General features: G+C 46.3%; 22 protein-coding genes. 12 read left to right on the top strand and 10 right to left on the bottom strand.

Annotated features, from left to right (window positions below):
• From RWM02_RS07600 to yajC, 7 genes are read right to left on the bottom strand one after another with little or no spacing between them, the layout of a single operon-like run.
• A complete protein-coding gene (locus RWM02_RS07600; protein WP_314070750.1) occupies nucleotides 1–1548 on the bottom strand; it encodes a GGDEF domain-containing protein in 1548 nt (515 codons plus the stop codon).
• Complete coding sequence (locus tag RWM02_RS07605; protein WP_314070753.1) at nucleotides 1538–2071, bottom strand: putative periplasmic lipoprotein; 534 nt, start codon at nucleotides 2069–2071, stop codon at nucleotides 1538–1540. The genes RWM02_RS07600 and RWM02_RS07605 overlap by 11 nt, the downstream gene beginning before the upstream one ends.
• 3 nt (nucleotides 2072–2074) lie before the next feature.
• Entirely contained in the window at nucleotides 2075–4546 is a 2472-nt protein-coding gene (gene leuS / locus RWM02_RS07610) for a leucine--tRNA ligase (protein ID WP_314070755.1), read from the bottom strand.
• Between the two features lie 8 nt (nucleotides 4547–4554).
• Nucleotides 4555–4893, bottom strand: a complete 339-nt coding sequence (locus tag RWM02_RS07615; protein WP_002953043.1) for a DUF6394 family protein — start codon at nucleotides 4891–4893, stop codon at nucleotides 4555–4557.
• Nucleotides 4894–4902: 9 nt separating this feature from the next.
• Complete coding sequence (gene secF, locus RWM02_RS07620) at nucleotides 4903–5874, bottom strand: protein translocase subunit SecF (RefSeq protein WP_122873660.1); 972 nt, start codon at nucleotides 5872–5874, stop codon at nucleotides 4903–4905.
• Nucleotides 5875–7455, bottom strand: coding sequence for a protein translocase subunit SecD (gene secD / locus RWM02_RS07625; RefSeq protein ID WP_314070759.1), 1581 nt, complete (start codon nucleotides 7453–7455; stop codon nucleotides 5875–5877).
• Nucleotides 7448–7738 (bottom strand): preprotein translocase subunit YajC, encoded by a 291-nt coding sequence (yajC, locus tag RWM02_RS07630; RefSeq protein WP_122863490.1) that lies wholly within the window; start codon nucleotides 7736–7738, stop codon nucleotides 7448–7450. Before yajC ends, secD begins: the two co-directional genes overlap by 8 nt.
• On the opposite strand from yajC, the gene RWM02_RS07635 reads away from it, so the two are divergent.
• Complete coding sequence (locus RWM02_RS07635) at nucleotides 7711–9012, top strand: apolipoprotein N-acyltransferase (protein ID WP_314070764.1); 1302 nt, start codon at nucleotides 7711–7713, stop codon at nucleotides 9010–9012. The two genes, yajC and RWM02_RS07635, sit on opposite strands and share 28 nt — an antisense overlap.
• 122 nt (nucleotides 9013–9134) lie before the next feature.
• Here the strand turns inward: RWM02_RS07635 and RWM02_RS07640 are convergent, their stop codons facing one another.
• Both RWM02_RS07640 and metK read right to left on the bottom strand, forming a co-directional pair.
• Nucleotides 9135–9617, bottom strand: a complete 483-nt coding sequence (locus tag RWM02_RS07640) for a hypothetical protein (RefSeq protein ID WP_314070766.1) — start codon at nucleotides 9615–9617, stop codon at nucleotides 9135–9137.
• Between the two features lie 133 nt (nucleotides 9618–9750).
• Nucleotides 9751–10953 carry a methionine adenosyltransferase gene (gene metK / locus RWM02_RS07645; RefSeq protein ID WP_314070769.1) on the bottom strand — a complete coding sequence of 401 codons (1203 nt, stop codon included), beginning with the start codon at nucleotides 10951–10953 and terminating at the stop codon, nucleotides 9751–9753.
• 142 nt (nucleotides 10954–11095) lie between these two features.
• On the opposite strand from metK, the gene sstT reads away from it, so the two are divergent.
• The 3 genes from sstT to RWM02_RS07660 all read left to right on the top strand — a co-directional run bounded on the left by sstT (nucleotide 11096) and on the right by RWM02_RS07660 (nucleotide 14705).
• Nucleotides 11096–12400, top strand: coding sequence for a serine/threonine transporter SstT (gene sstT / locus RWM02_RS07650; RefSeq protein ID WP_314070772.1), 1305 nt, complete (start codon nucleotides 11096–11098; stop codon nucleotides 12398–12400).
• A 15-nt stretch (nucleotides 12401–12415) separates the two neighbouring features.
• Complete coding sequence (locus RWM02_RS07655; protein ID WP_314070775.1) at nucleotides 12416–14137, top strand: M3 family oligoendopeptidase; 1722 nt, start codon at nucleotides 12416–12418, stop codon at nucleotides 14135–14137.
• Between the two features lie 130 nt (nucleotides 14138–14267).
• Nucleotides 14268–14705, top strand: coding sequence for a hypothetical protein (locus RWM02_RS07660; protein ID WP_314070778.1), 438 nt, complete (start codon nucleotides 14268–14270; stop codon nucleotides 14703–14705).
• A 294-nt stretch (nucleotides 14706–14999) separates the two neighbouring features.
• On the opposite strand, the gene RWM02_RS07665 is transcribed toward RWM02_RS07660, so the two are convergent.
• Nucleotides 15000–15872, bottom strand: a complete 873-nt coding sequence (locus RWM02_RS07665; RefSeq protein ID WP_314070781.1) for a LysR family transcriptional regulator — start codon at nucleotides 15870–15872, stop codon at nucleotides 15000–15002.
• 164 nt (nucleotides 15873–16036) lie between these two features.
• Here RWM02_RS07665 and RWM02_RS07670 point away from each other — a divergent pair, with 164 nt between their 5' ends.
• The 8 genes from RWM02_RS07670 (at nucleotide 16037) to RWM02_RS07705 (ending at nucleotide 21634) form a co-directional block, all read left to right on the top strand.
• Nucleotides 16037–18121 carry an ATP-dependent helicase gene (locus RWM02_RS07670; RefSeq protein ID WP_314070784.1) on the top strand — a complete coding sequence of 695 codons (2085 nt, stop codon included), beginning with the start codon at nucleotides 16037–16039 and terminating at the stop codon, nucleotides 18119–18121.
• A gap of 118 nt (nucleotides 18122–18239) precedes the next feature.
• Nucleotides 18240–19061, top strand: coding sequence for a tRNA pseudouridine(55) synthase TruB (gene truB, locus RWM02_RS07675; protein ID WP_314070785.1), 822 nt, complete (start codon nucleotides 18240–18242; stop codon nucleotides 19059–19061).
• Complete coding sequence (csrA, locus tag RWM02_RS07680; protein WP_002946591.1) at nucleotides 19055–19285, top strand: carbon storage regulator CsrA; 231 nt, start codon at nucleotides 19055–19057, stop codon at nucleotides 19283–19285. Before truB ends, csrA begins: the two co-directional genes overlap by 7 nt.
• A complete protein-coding gene (locus tag RWM02_RS07685; RefSeq protein WP_314070788.1) occupies nucleotides 19285–20028 on the top strand; it encodes a 4-(cytidine 5'-diphospho)-2-C-methyl-D-erythritol kinase in 744 nt (247 codons plus the stop codon). The genes csrA and RWM02_RS07685 overlap by 1 nt, the downstream gene beginning before the upstream one ends.
• 11 nt (nucleotides 20029–20039) lie before the next feature.
• Nucleotides 20040–20495 carry an SsrA-binding protein SmpB gene (gene smpB / locus RWM02_RS07690; RefSeq protein WP_009495234.1) on the top strand — a complete coding sequence of 152 codons (456 nt, stop codon included), beginning with the start codon at nucleotides 20040–20042 and terminating at the stop codon, nucleotides 20493–20495.
• A 9-nt stretch (nucleotides 20496–20504) separates the two neighbouring features.
• Nucleotides 20505–20717 (top strand): tautomerase family protein, encoded by a 213-nt coding sequence (locus RWM02_RS07695; protein ID WP_314070791.1) that lies wholly within the window; start codon nucleotides 20505–20507, stop codon nucleotides 20715–20717.
• Nucleotide 20718: 1 nt separating this feature from the next.
• Nucleotides 20719–21333 carry a TlpA family protein disulfide reductase gene (locus RWM02_RS07700; RefSeq protein ID WP_314070794.1) on the top strand — a complete coding sequence of 205 codons (615 nt, stop codon included), beginning with the start codon at nucleotides 20719–20721 and terminating at the stop codon, nucleotides 21331–21333.
• Nucleotides 21323–21634, top strand: coding sequence for an ATP-dependent Clp protease adaptor ClpS (locus RWM02_RS07705; RefSeq protein WP_185897723.1), 312 nt, complete (start codon nucleotides 21323–21325; stop codon nucleotides 21632–21634). The genes RWM02_RS07700 and RWM02_RS07705 overlap by 11 nt, the downstream gene beginning before the upstream one ends.
• Nucleotides 21635–21639 lie beyond the last annotated feature (5 nt).

A 21639-nucleotide genomic window follows, 5' to 3' on the forward strand; every position in this document is an offset into this window, starting at 1 on the left:
TTAGCATTCCGGCATGACCTTGTTTCTGCCGCCCTGCTTTGCTTGATAAAGCATCTTGTCGGCCTCTTCTATCGTCGCATTCGAGCCCGTACTCGCGCTTCTTATCGCTACGCCGCAGCTTGCCGTCACGTCTATGCGCTCGCCTTTATACATAAATTTAGAATTTTGCACGATTTCTCGCATCTTTTCGGCAAATTTGACCGCGTCGCCCAGAGAAATCTCTGGCAGTAAAATAACAAACTCTTCGCCGCCGTATCTACCGACGAAATCAGCCTGGCGGGAGTATTTTCTAAGCATCTTGCCTATGGTAGCCAAGACGACGTCGCCCGCTTCGTGCCCGTAAACATCGTTTATGCGTTTAAAGTGGTCTATGTCAAAAAAGCAAACGCCGTAATCGTTGCCGTATCTGTTGTATTTTTGCTCCATTCGCTCGAGCTCTTCAACTAGCGCCTTTTTGGTTCCGGTTTTGGTTAAAAAGTCCTCTTTGCTCTGAGACCTTGCGCTTTCCAGATCGGTTTCTAGCTTATTTACTCTTTCTTGAAGCTCTTTTATGGTCTTTTGATCGTTTACCATCTGCTCGCCAAGCTGCTTAACCTCGCCGTCAAGAGCATTGGCGATACTTAGCATCTTGTCTCTAATGCCCTCAAAGCTATCTTCGCGCAAATTTATCGAGCTTAGATCGTCTTTGATGTATTGCATCGTGCTAGAGCTTTTTGACGAGCTGCTGATCAAGCTTACGATTTGGTTATTTATGCCGTCTAAAACCTTATCGAGCACGCCGACTTTATTTAAGATTTCAGCCTTATCCAGCTCGATTCTCTTTTTGGTCAGCTCCTCTATCTTTTCTCTTGTTTGACCGTCTTCGAGAAGGCTTGGATCGCTTTTTAAAATTTTATTTATTTTTCTTACGTCGTCGCTGATTTTATCGGTGATAGAAGGCTCTAGCATCATAGCTATGAGCGGGATTATCTTTTCGTAAATTTGCGTGCTATCCAGCTCTTTTATGGTTGCATTATCAAGCTCTATGACGATAGATTGCAAATCGTCGAATTTTTTTATGCCGTATGAGCCAAGACGCTTTAAAAACGAATCGTCATAATCTGTTAGAAAATCAAACCACTTGTCTTTTATCTTTTCTACCGTAGCTACATCAAGCCTCCTATTTAGCGCCTCTATGCTGCTTTCAGAGAGCTCTTTGGCGTTTTTGTTGTGCAGGAGGGATATGCTTTGCAAAACCCTTTTATTCATTAGCAAAAGAGCGCTTACGAGCTTTGAGTTGTCTATTATGCTTGGCGAATTTAACCTAGAGGCCATAAACGCAAAAAGCTCGTCCACGTTTTTTACGTTTTTTTGCTTTAGCTGATCTTTAAAATCATCGTTTAGCCTTGCGACGTATTTTTCGAGCTTTTGGCACTCTGGCAAGGTAACGCCGTTTTTTTTCGCTATTTCGCAAAAAACCTCCGCGTAGTTATCCGGAGTAAACACGAGTCCGCGATCTTTTATCGCTTGTATAGCTTCTCTTATGATCTGATTTACGCTAATTGCCATTTTTTAGCCCCTTTACCGCAAGCACGGCGATATACTCGTCAAAAGCCTCTTGCGAAGCCTCTTTTATAGCGTTATACTTCTCGCTCTCGCTGATGACGCCGTCTGCGAATCTAGTATCTCTTACTTTTTGCGAAACGGTAAAGTCATGCTCGCCCGAAGTCGTCACCGATAGCATCTTGCCGCCTTTTAACTTAGTATCGAAATTTAGCGTTAGTATCGCTTTATACGACGTCACGTAGCCGTTTTCGTCGTATAACAACGCCTGGTAGTTGAGCGATTTGATCGAGACCGTTATCGTCGTAGGCTCGTTTTTATCGTAGCTCATGTGCTTGCCTAGCCTTGTTACGATACCCTCTAGCACGCTATCTTTGATCCAAACGCTATTTTTAGGCTCTTCTTTGCTTATCAGCACGTTTACGTAGACGCGGTCACCCATTATGTCGTTCGTGATCTTTGAGACGGGCTTATAGCCGCATCCGACCAAGACAAAAGCCGCTAAAAATAGTAAAATTTTTATCTTCAAATTTTAGCCTTTTATTACGAAATTTACGAGCTTTCCGTTCACGTAAATTTGTTTGATTATTTCTTTTCCTTCTAGCCATTTAGCCGCGCTTTGTCTAGCTAGAGCCAAAACCTCGTCCTCGTTTGCGCTACTCGGCGCTTCAAATTCGCCGCGCCTCTTGCCGTTAACGGTGATAGCCAAATTTAAGCTATCTTTTTCAAAAACCTCGTCCAAAATTTCTATTTTCGTAAAATTCGCCCTGCCGAATAGCTGCTCGCTAAGTTCGTTTGCGACATGCGGCACGATAGGTTCTAGCAAATTTAAGATGATAAAAAAGGCTTCCGTCGTTACGTCCTGATTGTCCTGCGCGTTTACTGCGTTCAAAGCTTCCATGCAGGCAGCGATTAGGGTGTTAAAGGTAAAATTTTCCTCGTAAACGTCGTTTGATTTTTTAAGCGCCTCATAAACCTTCATACGCGCGTATTTTTCTTCTTTGCTTAAATTTGCATGCGCTATCTGCGGGATTTGCGCGCATTTTTTGACATTCGCGCTTCGTTCGTACAAGCGGTTTATAAATCTAAACGCGCCCTCGACAGCGCTGTCGTTCCACTCAAGCTCTTTTTGCGGAGGCGCGGCAAATAGGATAAAAAGCCTCGCTGTATCGGCGCCGTATTTGCTGATGATGTCGTCTGGATCGACTACGTTGCCTTTACTTTTGCTCATTTTTTTACCGTCTTTTAGAACCATGCCTTGAGTGAGCAGTCGCTCAAACGGCTCGTCGTCTCTTAGGTAGCCCAGATCTCGCAATGCCTTTTGGAAAAATCTCGCGTAAAGCAGGTGCAAGATCGCATGCTCGATACCGCCGATATACTGATCTACGTTCATCCAATAATTCACGCTTTTAGCGTCAAACGCGCGTTCCTGCCACGTCTTTTCGTCGCTCGCGTATCTAGCGAAATACCAGCTACTCTCAAAAAACGTATCCATCGTATCGGTCTCGCGGATAGCCTCGCCGCCGCATTTTGGACACTTTACGTGCTTCCAGCTCTCGTGTTTATCGAGCGGATTTCCCTCGCCCGTTATCTGCACGTCGTCAGGTAGCGTCACAGGCAGATTTTCGATCTTTTCAGGCACGACGCCGCAGCATTTGCAGTGCACCATCGGTATCGGAGCGCCCCAGTAGCGCTGCCTAGAGATGCCCCAGTCGCGGATTTTAAAATTTACGACGCGTTTGCCGATCTTGTCCGCTTCAAATTTTTCTATTATTTTTAGCTTTGCTTCTTCGCTGCCAAGACCGTTTATGAGCGGCGAATTTATGGATATTCCGTACTCCGTTAGCGCCTTGCCGCCCTCAAATTCGCCCTGCGCAGGCTTAACCACCCATTTTATAGGCAGGTCAAATTTGCTCGCAAACTCATAGTCGCGCTCATCGTGAGCTGGAACCGCCATAACCGCGCCGCTACCGTAGTCCGCTAGGACGAAATTTGCCACCCAAACCGGTACTTTTTCTCCGGTTAGCGGGTGCAAGACGTTGATACCTAAAAACAGACCGTCTTTTTCGCTAGCTTGGCGTTCGCGCGGGCTTTGGTTTAAAATTTTTCTAATTCTCTCGGCTTTGGCCGCCTCAAGCTTACCGCCGTCAAGCAGCCTTTTTACGATCTTGTGTTCAGGCGCCAAGGCCGCATAGCTAACGCCGTAAATCGTATCAGGGCGCGTAGTAAATACCTCAAAGCCCTCTATCTGTTCGCCGCCTTCTAAAATCCCTTTCGACTCCTCGTCAAGCTCAAATTTAAACTCCAAGCCAAAGCTCTTGCCGATCCAGTTTTCCTGCATCGTGAGCACTTGAGACGGCCATTTGCCTTCAAGGCGCTTTAGGTCGTCTAGTAGCTCCTGCGCGTAATCCGTGATCTTTAAATAATAGCCAGGTAGCTCGCGCTGGATGACGGCGTTACCGCATCTCCAGCAGCATCCGTCCTCGACTTGCTCGTTTGCAAGCACGGTTTGGTCGTATTCGCACCAGTTTACGACTGCGCTTTTGCGGTAGACCAGCCCTTTTTCGTACATTTTGATGAAAAATTCTTGTTCAAATTTAGTATAAAGCGGATCAGACGTCGCAAATTCGCGCTTTTTAGAAAAGCTAAGTCCTAGCGTTTCAAGCTCGCCGCGCATATAGTCTATATTTTCGTAAGTCCAAATTTTAGGATGGATTTTGTGCTTTATCGCCGCATTTTCCGCAGGCATGCCGAAGCTATCAAAGCCGATCGGATGAAGGACGTTGTAGCCGCGCTTGCGGTAGTGGCGAGCCAAGGCGTCGCCGATGGTGTAGTTTCTCACATGCCCCATGTGGATACGTCCGCTAGGATACGGAAACATGCTTAGGATGTATTTTTTAGGCAGGCTATAGTCGTCTTTAGGCTCAAATTCGTCGTTTTTACTCCAAATTTCTTGCCATTTTTTTTCTATTTTCGCCGGCTCGTATTTTAAAATTTCACTCATTTTTACTCCTAAAATTCTTCTTGCGTCTTGCCGGACTCGACCAAAACAAGCGCTAGAGAAAAGACGTTTGCTATCGCGGCGCCTATCGCTAGCGAATATGCCATATGCGCGTTGCCGTTTACCTGAAGCAGCACAAAAGCCGGAATAAGATGCAAGTCGGCTACTAGCGAGCTGGCAAAAAGCTCGGCGGCAAAGACGTTTTTGACGCCAATTTTTAGCAGCGTCGAGATCACGTTTACGCTCGCCGCCACAAATAGCGCAATCTCGTTTTTATCGTATAAAAACCCAGCCGTCGTTGTCAGGCTCATAAGCGCGAAAAATATATAAACAACCTTGCCCCAGTTCATCGCTTCTCCTTATATAGTGCCTTTTTCAAACATCGCGCGTTGCTTGTCTTTCTCTCTTTGTACGCGCGCCTTTTCCGCTTCCATCGCGCGGTATTTCTCCACGCTAAATTTAAACCACAAAAGCATAGGCGCGGCGACAAATATCGAGCTAAGCGTACCGATGACGATACCCACTATCAGCGCCAAAGAAAATCCGTGTATCATATCTCCACCGAACAAAAACAGCACGACGACCGTGATGAGCGTGGTACCCGAGGTGAGTATCGTTCTAGTTAGCGTCGCGGAGACCGATTCGTTTATTATCGTGTCAAGATGCGTGCTCTTACTGGTTTTGATATTTTCTCTGATACGGTCAAAGACGATGATCGTATCGTTTAGCGAGTAGCCTACGACCGTAAGGATCGCCGCAAGAGTATCCAAATTTACGTCTATAGCAAAAAAGCTGATCGCGCCCATCGTGATCACGACGTCGTGTATCTCCGAGGCCACCGCCGCCATCGCAAATCTCCACTCGAATCTAAACGCGATGTAGATTAAAATACCAACGAGCGAAATCGCAAGCGCCATCACGCCCTTTTCGCGTAGCTCGTCGCCGACTTTAGGCCCGACCACGTCCGTACGGCGGATCTCAAATTTACCCGTATCTTTTAAAAGCTCGGCAACGCTAGCTCCGACGTCGCTACCTAAATTTGAGTTTGCCCCCGAAAATCTAATCGTAACCTCTTCCGCCGAGCCAAACTCCGTAACGCTCGCATTTTTATAGGCTTCGTCCTTTGCCAAAGCCGCGCGAATTTTATCCAGCGAGACCGCGCTATCGTATTTTACCTGGATGAGCGTACCGCCAGAAAAGTCGATGCCGTAGTTAAAGCCTTTCGTCGCCATCAAAAAAAGCGAACCGAAAAATAGCACGGCCGAGACGGCTAGCGCGATATAGCGCTTGCTCATAAAATCATAAACATGTGCCTTTGAGAAAAATTGCATTTATACCCTTTTATAACCGAACCAAAACCGCGTGTTACCGCTTTTTTCTATTTTATTTATAATCGTATCAAACATACCGTGAGTACCCAAGATCGCCGTTATCATCGAGGCGATGATGCCTATGCCCATAGTAACGGCAAAGCCCTTAACAGGTCCCGTGCCGTAGGCGTAAAGCACGACCGAGGTGATAAGCGTGGTCAAATTTGCGTCTATGATCGCGCTCATCGCGTTTTCGTAGCCCTTTTTCACGCTAGTTGCGATGCTGGCCCCGTCGCGCAGCAGCTCCCTGATACGCTCGTTTATGATGACGTTTGCATCCACGGCCATACCGATGGTTAGCACTATACCTGCCATTCCCGGTAGCGTTAGAGCAGCACCGAACATCGCCATCACGGCGACTAATATTAAGATATTTGCGACAAGCGCGATATTTGCCAAAATGCCGCTAAATCCGTAATAAGCTATCATAAACAGCACCACTAAAACAGAAGCCGAGGCTAGCGCGATCATCGATTGTCTTATGCTATCGGCGCCCAGACTTGGTCCTACGCTTCGTTTTTCTAGCATTTTTACCGGAGCCAAAAGAGCGCCGCTTCTAAGCGCGATAGCTACGTCGTGAGCCTCCTCTACGCTAAATCCGCCGCTTATCTGACCGCTTCCGCCGCCGATTCTCTCGTTTACCGACGGAGCCGAGTAAACCCTGCCGTCAAGCACGATAGCTAGGCGCTTACCGACGTTTGCGCCGGTAAAATCGCCAAAAATTCTAGCTCCCTCGGCGTTTAGAGTAAAGCTGATGATAGGCGAGTTCGTGCGCTGATCAAAGGCGACTCTAGCGTCCGTTAGCATCGCGCCGTCAAGTACGGGGATGTTTTTTACGACGTATTTTATCTGCTCGTTTTTGACGTCCGGGTAGATAATGTCGCCGTAGCTCTCAGCCTCGGCCTCGCTCATAGAGTTTGCCTGAGATTGGCGCTTTTCATCGACGGCCATTAGCTGGAGGTGCGCGGCTTTTGCGATGAGATCGCGTGCGCGCTGCTCGTCGGCCGCCGTTTTGATGCCAGGAAGCTCGACTAGGATATTATCCTTGCCCTGTCTTGCTACCGTAGGCTCGGCCAGACCGAACTGATCGAGTCGGTTTCTGATTGTTTCTACCGCTTGATTTATCGCGTATTCGATAGTTTCGGCTTTCTCGGCGTCGATTAAGCCGACCGAGTATTTTAGGCCGTCTTTTTGTACGTTAAGACCCTTGATATCTTTTAACATGCCGTCGATTTTAGCGGCTTCGTCCGCATCAAGTAGCTCAAAGTCCACCTTGTCTTCGCGGATCTTAAAGCTATCGATCAAAACATCCTCTTTTTTCGCAAAATAGTTCACGCTAGCGGCTATCGACTTGATCTTCGAGTGTATGGCCTCTTCGGTCTCGACGCCAAGAAGCATATGAAGTCCGCCCTGCAAATCAAGTCCTAGACTGATTTTAGAGCCGCCTAGCTTGTCCGTAAACGACGGCGCGGAAAAGATAATGCCGAAAATCAAAGCCAAAGCAAAGATGATCAGCCTATACGTTATTTTGCCGTTACGCATTTGCTTTCGTCTCTGTTTTTTCTATTTTTTTCGCGACGAATTCGCGTGAAACGCGCACGATTACGTCGTCGTTAAGCTTAACTCTGATAAAATCCTCTTCCGGTTTTATCACCTCGCAGATTAGTCCGCCGCTAGTTATGATCTTGTCGCCTTTTTCGAGTGCGGCTATCATTGCGGCATGAGCTTTTTGCTGTTTTTGCTGCGGTCTGATAACCAAAAAATAAAATATCGCGAAAAGCACGACTAGAGGCAATAATGAAGCTACAAAATTTCCTTCTTGCATGGGGTTCCTTGATAAAAAAAATTTTAAGCCCTTATTTTAGCACTAAAATTATAATAAAAGCCTTTGTCGGCGCGATTTTAATCTCAAATTTTATACTAGCCGATGTTTTAGGCGACGGAATTTTAAATTTTATCTCTCCGTTTTTTGCGATCACGGGCTTTTATTTACTGCTCAAATTTGACCGCCGCGGCTTTTTTTGGACGGGATTTTTTATCGGGATTATTTGGTTTTACTGGATCAGCTTTAGCCTCGTTTATTACGAGCTTAGCTACCTCATCCCTCTTGAAATTTTGGCTATCGGGATCATCTACGGCGCACTGTTTTTGATAGCAGTTATCCCGGCTCAAATTTGGCTAAGGGCCTTGCTGCTTATCCTAGTTTCAAACATCCATCCATTCGGCTTTAACTGGCTAAATTTAGAAGCCGTTTTCGTGCCGGGCATATTTGCGCCTAATTTGCTCGCCCTTGCGTTTATTTTCGCCGCGATTTTGTGCCTGTTTTACGTCAAAAACCGCTTCAAATTTATCGCTTTTGCCGCGCTTTTAGCCTGCGCGGTGCAGTATGGTACACCAAATTTTAAAACCCTGCCTTTTGAAGTAAAGCTAGCAAACACCGACGTTCCGCAAGAGCTAAAGTGGGCCAAACAACTAAAAAACGAGTTTATAAATCAAAATTTAGCCATCATAGATGAGGCGATAAACGCGGGATTTAGGGCGGTTATTTTGCCCGAGAGCGCCTTTCCCGTTTATATGACGCACGAGCGAAATCTCATCTCCGAACTACTCGAAAAATCCCAAAAGATCGCTATCGTCGCCGGCGCGCTAGCTCGCGAAAACGGCACAAACTACAACTCGGCGTTTTTCTTTGATCGCGGCAAGATGCGGCGGATGGATAAATTTATCCTCGTGCCTTTTGGCGAGGAGATCCCGCTACCGGCGTTTGCTCGCGATTTGATAAATAAAATATTTTTCGGCGGAGCGAAGGATTTTGAGACGGCAAGCACCCCTAGCGACTACGAGATAGAGGGCCTTAAAATCAGAAACGCGATCTGCTACGAAGCGACCAGGGACGAGCTATTTGAGGAGGAATTTGACGTCATGATTGCGGTAACTAACAACGGCTGGTTCGTGCCTAGCACCGAGCCAAATTTACAGCGAAATTTACTCAGATACTACGCGACGAAATACGGTAAAGCCATCTATCACAGCGTAAACGGCTCGCCATCTGAGATAATAACGCCAAAACAAGGCTTGCTCGATAAATTTTTTAGATAAATTTGCTAAATTTGAGAACTTTTATCTCTACGAAAAAACACCAAAATTTCTACCGCTACAAAAATTGCACATATAGCCGCAAAAACCAATCCAAAAAAATCATATATCATCTGCCAAAACAGTTAGCTAGGTAAAGTTATCGTCCAATGATATCCAGGCCCGACTTCTGGTACATAATAACCAATCTCATAGCCGACATAGTTAAGTTGCACATAGCATAACACCATAAAAATAGCAAAAATCAAGTCTGAAAGTCTCTTTGTTTTCTTCTCTTCTTCGGTTTGTTTGAGTGCGTCTTTCCTGCTTGCTTTATCCAGAAAAACGCCAGCTATAACACATATAAAAACAAAAACTTTCACGGCTCCCATATAAGCGATATAAAACGCGGCCTTTTGCGTAAAATCGGTATGAGTAAAGGCTCGCTCTACTGCGGGGTAAATTTTAAGTATAGCTTCCACGAAATCCCTGGCCAAAGATGAGCGAGCCAGCACGTCAAAAGGCAATGCAAAAATACCTAGTGCGCAGATAAAATAAAAAGCGCAAAGCCCGAGCAAAAGGAGTCCGAGCGTCTTGTTTACACCGTTTTGGTTTGCTGCCGTTTGCATTTTAATTATCTTTAAAATTTGTCGTGCGGTTTTTGAAGCAAAATTTAAGACGTAAAGCGAGACGAAATTTCATACGAAGCCTTAAATTTGAGGGTAAATTTAAGCCCGCGTTAAATTTAGCGGGCTTGAGAGATTATTTAATCAAAGCCTTGAAAGTATCAACCGCATCAAGCTTTTCCCACGGATATTTGGCGTTTCCGACTTGACCTTTGGCTGCTACTTTAGCGTATAAAAACGTATCTTTGCCGGGTTTATCCAGGCCGAATTTGTTCGTGATCCAGCGCGGAGTGAGGGCGAAATTTTCGCTAACGAAATTTGACAGCATATCGTCGTTTATGCCCGCGATCTGCGTGCCCATCGTATCGACGCTAACAGAGGTAGGCTTTGCCATACCGATAGCGTAGCTTAGCTGGACGATGCATTTTTTAGCAAGGCCGGCTGCGACGATGTTTTTAGCTATCCAGCGCGCCGCATAAAGACCGCTGCGATCGACCTTGGTGTAGTCTTTGCTACTTTGCGCGCCGCCGCCTATCGGACTATATCCGCCAAAGCTATCTACGATGAGCTTGCGGCCTGTTAGCCCGCTATCGTGAAGCGAGCTGTGATTTACGTAGCGGCCTGTCGGGTTGATGTAGATTAGCGTTTTGCTCTTATCATATAGACCCTTTGGCAAGCCCGCATCGTCGATGAGGGTTTGCACCAGGGCGCGCAGCTCCTCTATCTTCATCGTCTCGACGCAAGGGGCTGAAACTACGATAGTGTGGATGCTTTGAGGTTTGCAGTTTTCAAAGTTATCCTTCGTGCCGTAGTCTACGGTGACCTGAGTTTTGATATCGACGCCGAGTTTATCAGGATTAGCTTTGGCAAATTTATAAACCTTATCGCAAAGCATTCTAGCGTAGGTTATGGCTGCGGGCATATATTCGTTCGCTTCGCAGCTAGCAAAGCCAAACATTATGCCCTGATCCCCGGCGCCTATCTCGCCGCCTTCTTGATCAACGCCTTGGTTTATATCCGCACTTTGCTGATTTATGCAGACTTTTATCTCTACGTCGTCGGGGTGCAGGCACTGCTCTTTCGTAAATTTAGACTTGCCGTCGTAGCCGATTTTAGCTAGCGCGTTTTTAACGATACCCTCGTAGTCTTTGAAGCTTAACTTGACCTTAGAGTTTATCTCGCCGCCTATTATAATGTTTTTACCCGCGACAAAAACTTCGCTAGCGACGCGGCCGTTTGGGTCTTGCATCAAGATCATATCGACGATACTATCGGCGATAATGTCGGCGCATTTATCCGGGTGACCCGGGCTCACAACCTCTGAAGTAAATAAATACATGCTTTTCCTTTATGAAAATTAATCTCGCAATTGTAACATTTCATAATAAAATTCAAATTAATCTCGCTCAAAGCTTGTAAATTCCGCGTAAATTCGGCTATAATCCTAAACTAAAATTAAATTTTAAGGCAAGGACACTAGAATGTTTAGCAAACTGGCAAAAAGGTTCGCCGACGGAAATTTGATCGTTCAAATTTTGATCGGCATAGCTCTAGGCGCCGTTATCGGCTTTTGGACGCACTATCAGGCGGCTCCTTATAACGAACTAATCGCAAAAGGCGTGAGCGACGCAGCGCAATTAGCCGCAGCAAAAAAAGACCTAACCGACGTGGCAAATTCCGTCGCTAACTCCATCGCCGTTTTGGGTAACCTCTTCGTCGGCGCGCTTAAAGCTATCGCGCCTATCCTAGTTTTCGTACTGGTAGCCACATCTATCATCGTGAAAGAATTCGGCCACGCAAAAGGCATGCAAAAGGTAGTTACGCTTTACCTAGTCGGCACGTTTTTAGCTGCCGTAGTTGCGGTCGTAGCAAGCTTCCTTTTCCCGATGGAGCTCGTGCTAAAAGGCGTCGAGAGCGCAAATATGAGCGCTCCGCAAGGCATCGTGGACGTCCTAAAAGACCTCATCTTTAAGATGGTTCAAAACCCTATCACCGCGCTTTCTAGCGGTAACTACATCGGCATCATCACTTGGGCCGTGGGCGGCGGTATCGCGATGAGATTTTGCACGCAAGAAACTAAAAAAGTATTTCAAGACGTCAGCGACGGCGTGACTAAAATCGTTAGATTTATCATCCGCCTTGCGCCGTTTGGTATCTTTGGCCTAGTTACCATCAGCATCCATGAGACGGGCTTTGAGGCGCTTGCGGGCTACCTAAAACTAATCCTCGTTCTAGTAGGCGCGATGGCTTTCGTTTCCTTCGTCGTTTACCCTGCGATGGTGTTTGCGGTTACTAAGAAAAACCCTTATCCGCTAGTGATGACTTGCGTGAGAGAGAGCGCGGTTACGGCGTTTTTCACTCGCTCGTCTGCGGCAAATATCCCCGTAAATATGGCGCTTTGCAAAAAACTAGGGCTAAAAGAGGAGCTCTACTCGATCTCGATCCCTCTAGGAGCCACGATAAATATGGGCGGCGCAGCCGTAACTATCGGCATCTTGGCGCTTGCGGCGGTAAACTCGATCCCGTCTATCACGGTCGATTTTGGCGACGCGTTACTGCTTTGCTTTATCTCGGCTCTGGGCGCTTGCGGAGCTTCTGGCGTCGCAGGCGGCTCGCTACTGCTAGTGCCGCTTGCTTGCGCGCTATTTGGTATCGGTAACGACATCGCGATGCAGGTTGTCGGCGTAGGATTTATCATCGGCGTGATCCAAGACTCGGTAGAAACAGCCGTAAATAGCGCCTCAGACGTACTTTTCACCGCCGTAGCTTCAGAGACTATAGAGTAAATTTAAGGCTGTAAAATGAACGTTTGGGATCTAACCCCGCTTTTTAAAAACGAAAAAGAACTGGAGATTTCGGCTCTTTCGTTACAAAACGAGTGCGAAAAATTTGAGGCGAAATACTCGGACAATTTTTTAAATTTAAGCGACGAGGAGTTTTTTGCCGCGCTTAACGAATATGAAAATTTACTAGAAAACATCGCTCGCGTGCAAATTTACGTGAGCCTAGTTTTTTCAAAAGACACCTCAAAGGGCGCGTTTTACGCGAAATTTGACGAGCTTAGCTCAAAAGCGCAAAATCATCTGCTCTTTTTCGAGCTTAAATTTAACGAATTTGACGAAGCCAGGCAAAACAAAATCATCGCTAAAAGCGCGAGGCTAGGCTACTATCTAGCCAATATCGCAAAAGAAAAAGCCCACCAGCTAAGTCTAAAAGAGGAGCAAATTTTACTCCACACGGCAAACACGGGCGCGGAAGGCTTTTCGCGGCTTTTTGACGAGACGCTAAGCGCGCTTAAGTTTAAATTTAAAGGCAAGATGCTAGGCGAAGAGGAGATTTTGTCAAAGCTTCACAGCCCAGACCGAGCAGAGCGAAAAGCGGCCGCAAAGAGCCTCTCGGGCGGCCTCGCGCCGCAGCAGCATCTACTTAGCTACATCTATAATATGATAAAAACCAGCCTAAAAACTAGTTGCGAGTTGAGAAAATTCGACCTGCCCGAAAGCCCGCGGCATTTCTCAAACCAAACGACCAAAGCCAGCGTAGACGCGCTCATAAAGGCCGCTGAAACAAGCTTTGATCTGCCAATTAAATTTTACGAGAAAAAGCGCAAAATTTTAGGCTTTAGAAAGCTTTACGACTACGATAGATACGCGCCGCTTGGCGAGAGCAAAAGCGTTTACAAATTTGAAGAGTGCAAAAAAATCGTACTCGAAACTTTTGCCAAATTTAGCCCAAAATTCGGCGATATAGCCGCTCGCGCGTTTGAAGAGGGGTGGATCGACGTATATCCGGCAGAAAACAAACGAGGCGGCGCCTTCTCGCAATCGGGCGTCGCAAAGGCCCATCCTTACGTGCTCTTAAATCACACCGACGAGAGGCGGGATCTTTTTACCCTAGCGCACGAGCTAGGCCACGCCGCGCATCAAAATCTAGCCTATGAAAGCGTAGGATTTCTAAACGCCGATACGCCGCTAACAACGGCGGAGACGGCATCGGTGTTTTGCGAGATGCTGGTTTTCGATCACGTCAAAAGCACGCTAAAAGGCAAAGAAAAAACCGCCCTACTCGCGGGCAAGATCGAGGATATCTTCGCCACGCTTTATCGCCAGATAAACTTCACGACCTTTGAACGCCGAGTTCACGCTCACGAGGGCGAGATCAGCGCCGAGGAGCTAAATAAAATTTGGCTCGAAGAGAGTGCAAAGATGTTCGGAAAAAGCGTCGCGCTAAACGACTACTACAAAATTTGGTGGAGCTACATCCCGCACTTTATCCACACGCCGTTTTACTGCTACGCCTACTCCTACGCGCAGCTCTTGGTGCTGGCGATTTTCGGGCTTTATAAAAGCGGCAAATGCGAAAATTTCGTACAAATTTACACCGAGTTTTTAAGCGCGGGCGGTTCGCACTCGCCAAAAGAGCTGGTCGGGATGTTCGGCTTTGATATCGAGGACGCGGCGTTTTGGCAGATCGGTATAAACGAGGTTAGAAAGCTAGTGGAGGAGTTTTGCCAAGAAGCGTAGCGAGCACAAATTTGACTAAATTTGAGAGCCCGGACGGCTGCGAATTTGACGCTAAATTTTACGTTAATTTAAGGTCAAATTCGGCGCCGCGACAGACGGCAAAATTTAAAAAGGCACAAAAGGAGGTAAAATGCTTGATGAGATTTTAGACGACGAGAGATTTGCGGCGATGATGAAGGAACACGTTTTTGAGTGCGTAGAGTATCTGCTAAAAAACGACCGCTCCTTTTCGGCGATGGCCAACCTTGATCTAGTCAAATTTAGCCCCGAGCTGCCGGAATATATTATGAGCACTTTTACGGCACCCGTTATCGTCTTTACGCTTGCGGGATATACTTTTAGCAGCGCTAAGCTAACGCCGGAGGAGCTGAGCTTCGAGGCCGGCTTCGGTAAGGAAAATTTCGCCAGCGTCGTTAGCTTTCCGCTTGGAGCGGTCGTGCAAATTTTAGTTGAAAACAGCCCGATTTTGGTAAATTTTTCTATTTACAAATCTCAAAAAAATCAGCTCGAAAAGTCGATGTCGGCGCTAATGTCAAACCCGAATAATAAAGATCTATTTAAAAAGTGAGCAAAATTTTATCCGCCGTTTTGCTCAAATAAGCAGCTTTATAGGGCTTACTGCGCTTTGCGTTTGCATTTTGACAGAAGCGGACTCATATTTGACACATTTAACTTAAATGCAATACTTCCTTAAATTTACAACAAATCCAAAAGACAAATTTGAATCTATAAAAATCACCAAACCAAGATCATCTCCGGGTTTGGCAAGGATGTTTTGCGCCAAATTTACGCAAGAGTATTTTAAATTTACGCGGCGCAAAAGGCTAGATTTGCTCAAATTTGGCGCCCGAGGTAAAGCGAATTAAAAATTAAAGCTCGTCTTGATCTTTAGAAATTTATGCAGCGCTTCCTCGTTTTCTTTTAGCGCAGCTGCATAAACCGAGCGAGTGAGCTTAAATTTAGAGATGTTTATCTCAAACAACCTGCCGTTTTTTAGCTCGTTTTCGATCAAAAATCTCGGTAAAAACGCCACGTACGTATCGGCATGGTTTGACGCCAACGCGCGGCAGACCATTATCGAACCGTCTAGCGAATACGCCACGTCAAGCGCATGCGCGTCCACGCCGTGCTTATGCAAAATATCGTCAAGATAAGTCCTGGTTCTATCTTTGATAAATTTGAAATTAACTAGCTCCTCGGGCTTCACGCTTTCGGCGATTTTTTTATTAGAGACCAAAATCAGTTCGTAGTCGAATAGTTTTTTAACGAGCAAGCTGCTATCAAGCGACTGCTCAAGGATAATAGCGATGTCGCTACGGCGGTCTTTTAGGTAGTTTATGAGCTCGTTTTGCTCCTTTATCCTGATATCTAGCTCGCTGCCTACGCTTTGCGAGATTTTATCCAGCAGTATCGAGATGACCGCCTCGGCGATGAGCTGCGTGGTGGCGATTACTAGCGGTACTTTGTCCGTTTTTATGCGCGCTAGCTCATCTTTAAAGCGAAACATCGCGCTTTCAAACTGATTACAGAGTTTATAAAATTTCTCACCCTCGTGAGTTAGGACGATGCCGTTTTTCTTGCGCATTATTAGGGTTGTTTGCAGCATCTCCTCGAGCTTTTTCATCTGGAGAGTAACTGCTGGCTGCGAGATACCTAGAGCCCTTGAGGCTTTTGAGAAACTTCTTTCTTTCACTATCTCCATAAAGGTATAAAATTTACTAAAATCATTGATCATATCGGACTCCTTATTATTATATAAGCTTATAAAATCATCTTTTTAATATTGTATTGATTTATATCTGAAAACGCTCTTAATCAGACCCGAATTTAAATCAGCGGCGATTTTTAAGCTTATTTTGTTAGAATTTAATCATTTTAATAAATAAAGCAGGAAATTTAATGCCCGATTTACTAGACGAACTAAACGAAAGCCAGCGCGAGGCGGCCTCGCACACCGACGGAGCGATGCTGATTTTAGCCGGGGCCGGTAGCGGAAAAACCAAAACCATCACCACTCGCCTAGCCTATCTCATAAGCGAGCTAGGCATCCCGCCGTCAAATACCCTAACGCTAACCTTCACCAACAAAGCCGCAAGCGAAATGCGAACCCGCGCACTAAAAATGCTAGGCGACGCAGGTAAAAATTTCACTCCGCTGCTTTGCACTTTTCACAAATTCGGGCTTTTGTTTTTGAAATTTTACATCGACCGTCTAAAGCGCAAAAACAACTTCGTAATCATCGACACCGACGATAAAAAGCGTATCTTAAAAAGCTTTGAGGGCGATATTCCGACCTCGGTGCTAGCCAGCGAGATCTCAAATTTTAAAAACTCGCTTTTAAGCGTAGAAGAGGTGCTAAATCACGGCGGCATGTTTGCAAACGGGCATAATTTCAAAGACGGCTACCACGCAAAGCTAGCAAATATCTACAAGCTTTACGAGGAGTATCTTGCGGCAAATAACCTCGTGGATTTTGACGACCTGCTGTGCCTTAGCTATAAAATTTTAGACGAGGACGAAACTCTAGCGCGCGAAATTTCACAGCGATACTCCTACGTGATGGTAGACGAGTATCAAGACACCAACGACTTGCAATACAAACTCCTGCGCAAACTCTGCCTAACGCACGAAAATATCGCGGTCGTGGGCGACGACGATCAGAGTATCTACGGCTGGCGAGGCGCTAAAATCGAAAATATATTAAATTTTAAAGATCAGTTTAAAGACGCCAAAGTCATAAGGCTAGAGCAAAACTACCGCTCGACGAGTCAAATTTTACGCGCTGCAAACGAGCTCATCGACCATAACAGAAACCGTCTAGGCAAGGAGCTAAAAAGCACAAAAGAAGGCGGCGAGGACGTCGCGCTAATGGAATCGGACGACGAAACGATGGAGAGCCTAAAGGTAGCCAAACGCATCAAAAAGCTGCTTGATAGCGGCGCACAGGCTAGCGATATCGCGATCTTGTACCGCATAAACGCCCTCTCCCGCTCGCTCGAAGAGGGCCTAACCAAAGAAAAAATCCCGTATAAGATGGTCGGCGGAGTTAAATTCTACGAGCGCGCCGAGGTCAAGGACGTCATCAGCTACCTAAGGCTGGTCGCAAACGAAAACGACGACTTCTCGCTAAAGCGCGTCATCAACCGTCCAAAGCGCGGCCTTGGCAAAGTAAGCCTCGCAAAGATCGAAAAAATCGCCTTCGAGCATAAATTTTCGCTATTTGAAGCGATATCTAGCCTAGACGAAAACGACAAGGATCTAAGCAAAAAGATCGTCTCAAGCCTTGGCGAATTTGCGGCAAATTTAAGAGAACTAAAAGAGTGCGACTCGCCCTATGAGCTAATGGATAAACTAGAAGCGAAATTCGGCATCAAAAAATACTACGAGAGCTTGCCCGACGGCTCCGAGCGCGTGGCGAACATCGACGAGTTTTACGCTACGATCAAGGATCAAATCAAGCAAAATCCAAGCTTTTCTATAGAGGAGTTTTTAAACGAGATCGCGCTACAAAGCGAACAGGACAACATCGGCGGCGAGGCGATCTCGATCATGAGCATCCACGCTAGCAAGGGGCTTGAGTTCGAGCATCTTTTCGTGATCGGGCTTGAGGAGGGATTTTTCCCGCTTCTAGGAGACGGTAGCGACATCGAGGAGGAGCGACGCCTAGCCTACGTCGCCATCACCCGCGCCAAAAAAACCCTGACGCTAAGCTTTGTAAATTCGCGCTTTTATAAAGGCCAGAGAACGAGACTGGAAAAGAGCAGATTTTTAAGCGAAGCAGGCGTTTGTAGTGGCAGCCTCATCATCCAGACGCAAACGCAAGCCGCGGGCGAATACAAAAAAGGCGACCTCGTCAAGCACAAAATTTTCGGTATCGGGCGCGTGACGGCGGTAGCTAAGATCAAAAAAGAGCTAAAGCTAACGATAAATTTCGGCGGAATCAGCCGCGAGATAATGTCTAGCTTCGTCGAAAAAGCGGTGTGAAAATGGGTAAATTTGAGGCCTTGCAGGCTAAATACCGCGTCAAATTTGATCAAATTTATGCGCTCAAATTTGACGCTCGCGGATCAAATTTAGCTCAGACCCCAAAGGTCAAATTTAAATGAACGCGCTTTTTGTCGCAAACAAGCCCGCAGGCATCAGCTCAAATCATTTTCTAAGTAGGCTAAAGCGCAAATACGGCGTAAAAAAGGCGGGCTTTTCGGGCACGCTAGATCCGTTTGCCAGCGGCTGCCTGATCGTGGCTCTGGGCAATCACACGCGACTTTTTAACTACGTAGATAAAACGCCCAAAATCTACGAAGCGACGATGTGGCTAGGGGCTACAAGCGCTAGCCTAGATAACGAAAATATCGAGGAGATCACGATTTACTCACCTTTAAATTTAGCTGACGTAAAAGCTGCGCTAAGCGAGCTAAAAGGCGAGATCGCCTACGTACCGCCCAAATTTAGCGCCAAGCACGTGGACGGCAAGCGTGCGTATGAGCTAGCAAGAGCAGGCGAAGAGTTTGAGCTAAAAAGCCAAACGATGAACGTTTTTGACGTAAATTTGACTGCGTATACGCATCCGTTTTTGAGCTTTCGCATTAGCGTTAGCGAGGGTTCGTATGTGCGCTCTTACGCTCAAATTTTAGCCGGCAAGCTTGATGTAAAAGCAACTCTAAGCGCGCTAAAACGCGTGAGCGAGGGCAAATTTGTTTACGAAAACGAGAGGTTTTTAAATCCGCTTGATTTTATCTCGCTGCCGCGAAACGAATATCTAGGCGACCCAGCAGACGTAATGCTGGGCAAAAAACTGAGCGTAGAAAAGCTAAAATTTGGCGCCGAGGGGCTATATTTAATAAACTTTGATGAATTTTTTAGTATCATTGAAATCAAAGACGAAACCGTAACATATAAACTAAATAAGGTCGAAAAATGCTAATACTCGCAAGAAAAGAAGACGAAAGCATAATGCTGGGAAATGATATCAAAATCACGGTCGTAGGCATATCAAAAGGCGGCGTAAAAATCGGCATCGACGCGCCTAAAAATATGATGATCCTGCGCTCGGAGCTAGTCGAGGACGTAGCGGCGGAAAACAAACAAGCCCTAAACGGCGCGGGCGAAGCGAGCCTAAAAGAACTGAGCGATAAAATCGTAAAATAATGAAAAGCTACGCGAAAATCAACTCGTTTTTAAAGATCGTCGGTACTCGCGGTAACTACCACGAGATGGTCTCTCGCTTTGTTTTGAGGCGCGAGATTTACGACGAAATTTTCTTTGAAAAATCTAGCGGCTTTGCGCTTGAGTGCGATAACGAAAATATCGAAAATAATATCGTTTTAAAGGCCAAATTTGAGCTTGAAAAAGCGGGCTTTAAAGATGAGCTAAATGAGTTTTTCGCCTCGCATAAAATCGTGATAAAAAAGCAAATCCCTTTAGGCGCGGGCCTTGGCGGAGGCAGCTCAAACGCAGCTACGTTTTTAAAGATGGCGAACGAGGAGTTAAATTTAAAACTAACGCGCGAAAATTTGATGAAAATAGGCGCGAATATCGGAGCGGACGTGGCGTTTTTCGCTAGCGATTTCGAGGCGGCAAACGTCGGCGGTATCGGCGAGATAATAAGCAATTTTGAAGACGAAGTGCCGGAGATTGAAATTTTAACGCCCGGCGTCTTTTGCTCGACGCCTGCGGTTTACAGCGAATTTAGAGCAAATTTTATGGATAGCATCGACGTAAATTTGGCGGCAAATATGCGAGAGATGACGACGGCGCAGCTGCTAGAGCGATACGAAAATCGCAAACTAAACGATCTTTTTGCGCCGTGTTTTAAAATTTACCCGCAGATGGATAAATTTAGGGATTTTTTCCTAAGCGGCAGCGGCGCGAGCGTGTTTTTCTTAAAATAAAAAGGTAAAAAATGGGTAAGGATTTAGCCAAAAATAAAAAGGCGCTGTTTGACTTTAGCATCATCGAGACCTTCGAGGCGGGCATCGTACTAAAAGGTAGCGAGGTAAAGGCTCTAAGGGCGGGCCGCGCAAACCTAAAAGATAGCTTCGCACGCGTGATAAAGGGCGAGCTGTTTTTGCTAAACGCGCACATCAGCCACCTAAACACGACGCACTCGGCGTTTCGCCCGGACGAAAGGGCTCCTAGAAAACTGCTGATGCACCGCAAGCAGATAGATAAAATTTTCGGTCAAGTCACGCAAGATGGCCTCACGCTAGTGGTTTTAGCGCTCTATCTAAACGACAAAAATATCGTAAAGGCGCGAGTAGCGCTTGCAAAAGGTAAAAATTTGCACGATAAGCGCGAGACGATAAAGCGTAAAGAAGCCGACAAAGAAGCGCGTGCAGCGATGAAAAAATACGCTTAAGGAAAGCAGATGCCATACGTAAATATAAAAATCACAAAAGAAAAAGAGGCCGTAAGCGCCAAGCAAAAGCGCGCGCTCATAGCAGGCATAACAAAGTTGCTAGGCGATACGCTAAAGCGCGACGCGAGCAGAACCGTCGTCGTGATAGAGGAAGTTAGCACCGACGACTACGGCTTTGGCGGCGAAAGCATAACCGAACTAAGATCAAAACAAGGAAAATAATATGAAAAAAACCGTAAAGGCGATTTTTGCGGCTTTGGCCTGCGCGATATTTTTAGCAGGCTGCGGCGAGGACGAGACGGCAAAGGCTCCCGCAAAGATAGAGGGCTATAAAACGGGCGAGGAGATCGCGCTAAAGAGCGTATTTGGCAAAGACCTCACGCTAAAGCGCGTCGATGGCGGCTTTGTTATCAAGGGCGAGGAAGATAAAATTTTGATGTTTGATATATTCGGTACGTTTTGTCCGCCGTGTCAAAAAGAAGCTCCCGATCTCACCAAATTTCAGATCGATCATCTAAACGACTTTACGATCGTGGGGCTAACGCACTTTGAAAACGTCACGAACGAGTACGTAGTAGAAAATTTCGCGCAAAAATACAACGCCTTTTACTTTATCTCAAACGATATAAAAACTAACGACAAGCTTTCGGCGCAAATTTTAGAGGATATAAAATACGAGCGACTCGAGAGCGTGCCGATAAAAATGGTGCTAAAAGGCGGCGTATATCAGGAGCTAACCGACGTAGATAGCGGGAAATTCGGCGTGAAATACTACCTAGGCGGCATCCATCTAGACGCGATGACGAAAGATTACGAGAGAATAAAAAATGCCCGCTAAAACCGCCACCGAGCGGGAGCGAGACGTCGCGCTAAAGGAAAAACCCGAATTTCCGCGTAAATTTAAGGTTATTTTGTTAAACGACGACGTTACGAGTATGGATTTTGTCGTGAGCGTGCTTGTCGAGATTTTTAATCGCGATATGCAAAGCGCGGTAGCCGTGATGCTAAAAATCCATAACGAAGGCAGCGGAGTGGCCGGCGTCTATACAAAAGAGATCGCCCAAACCAAACAAAACCAAACGCTAAAAGCCGCAGCCGCCGCAGGCTATCCGCTAAAGGCCGTAGTCGAGGAAGAATAGCCCGC

This window comes from Campylobacter showae, from assembly GCF_963515975.1.
Classification (GTDB): domain Bacteria; phylum Campylobacterota; class Campylobacteria; order Campylobacterales; family Campylobacteraceae; genus Campylobacter_A; species Campylobacter_A showae_F.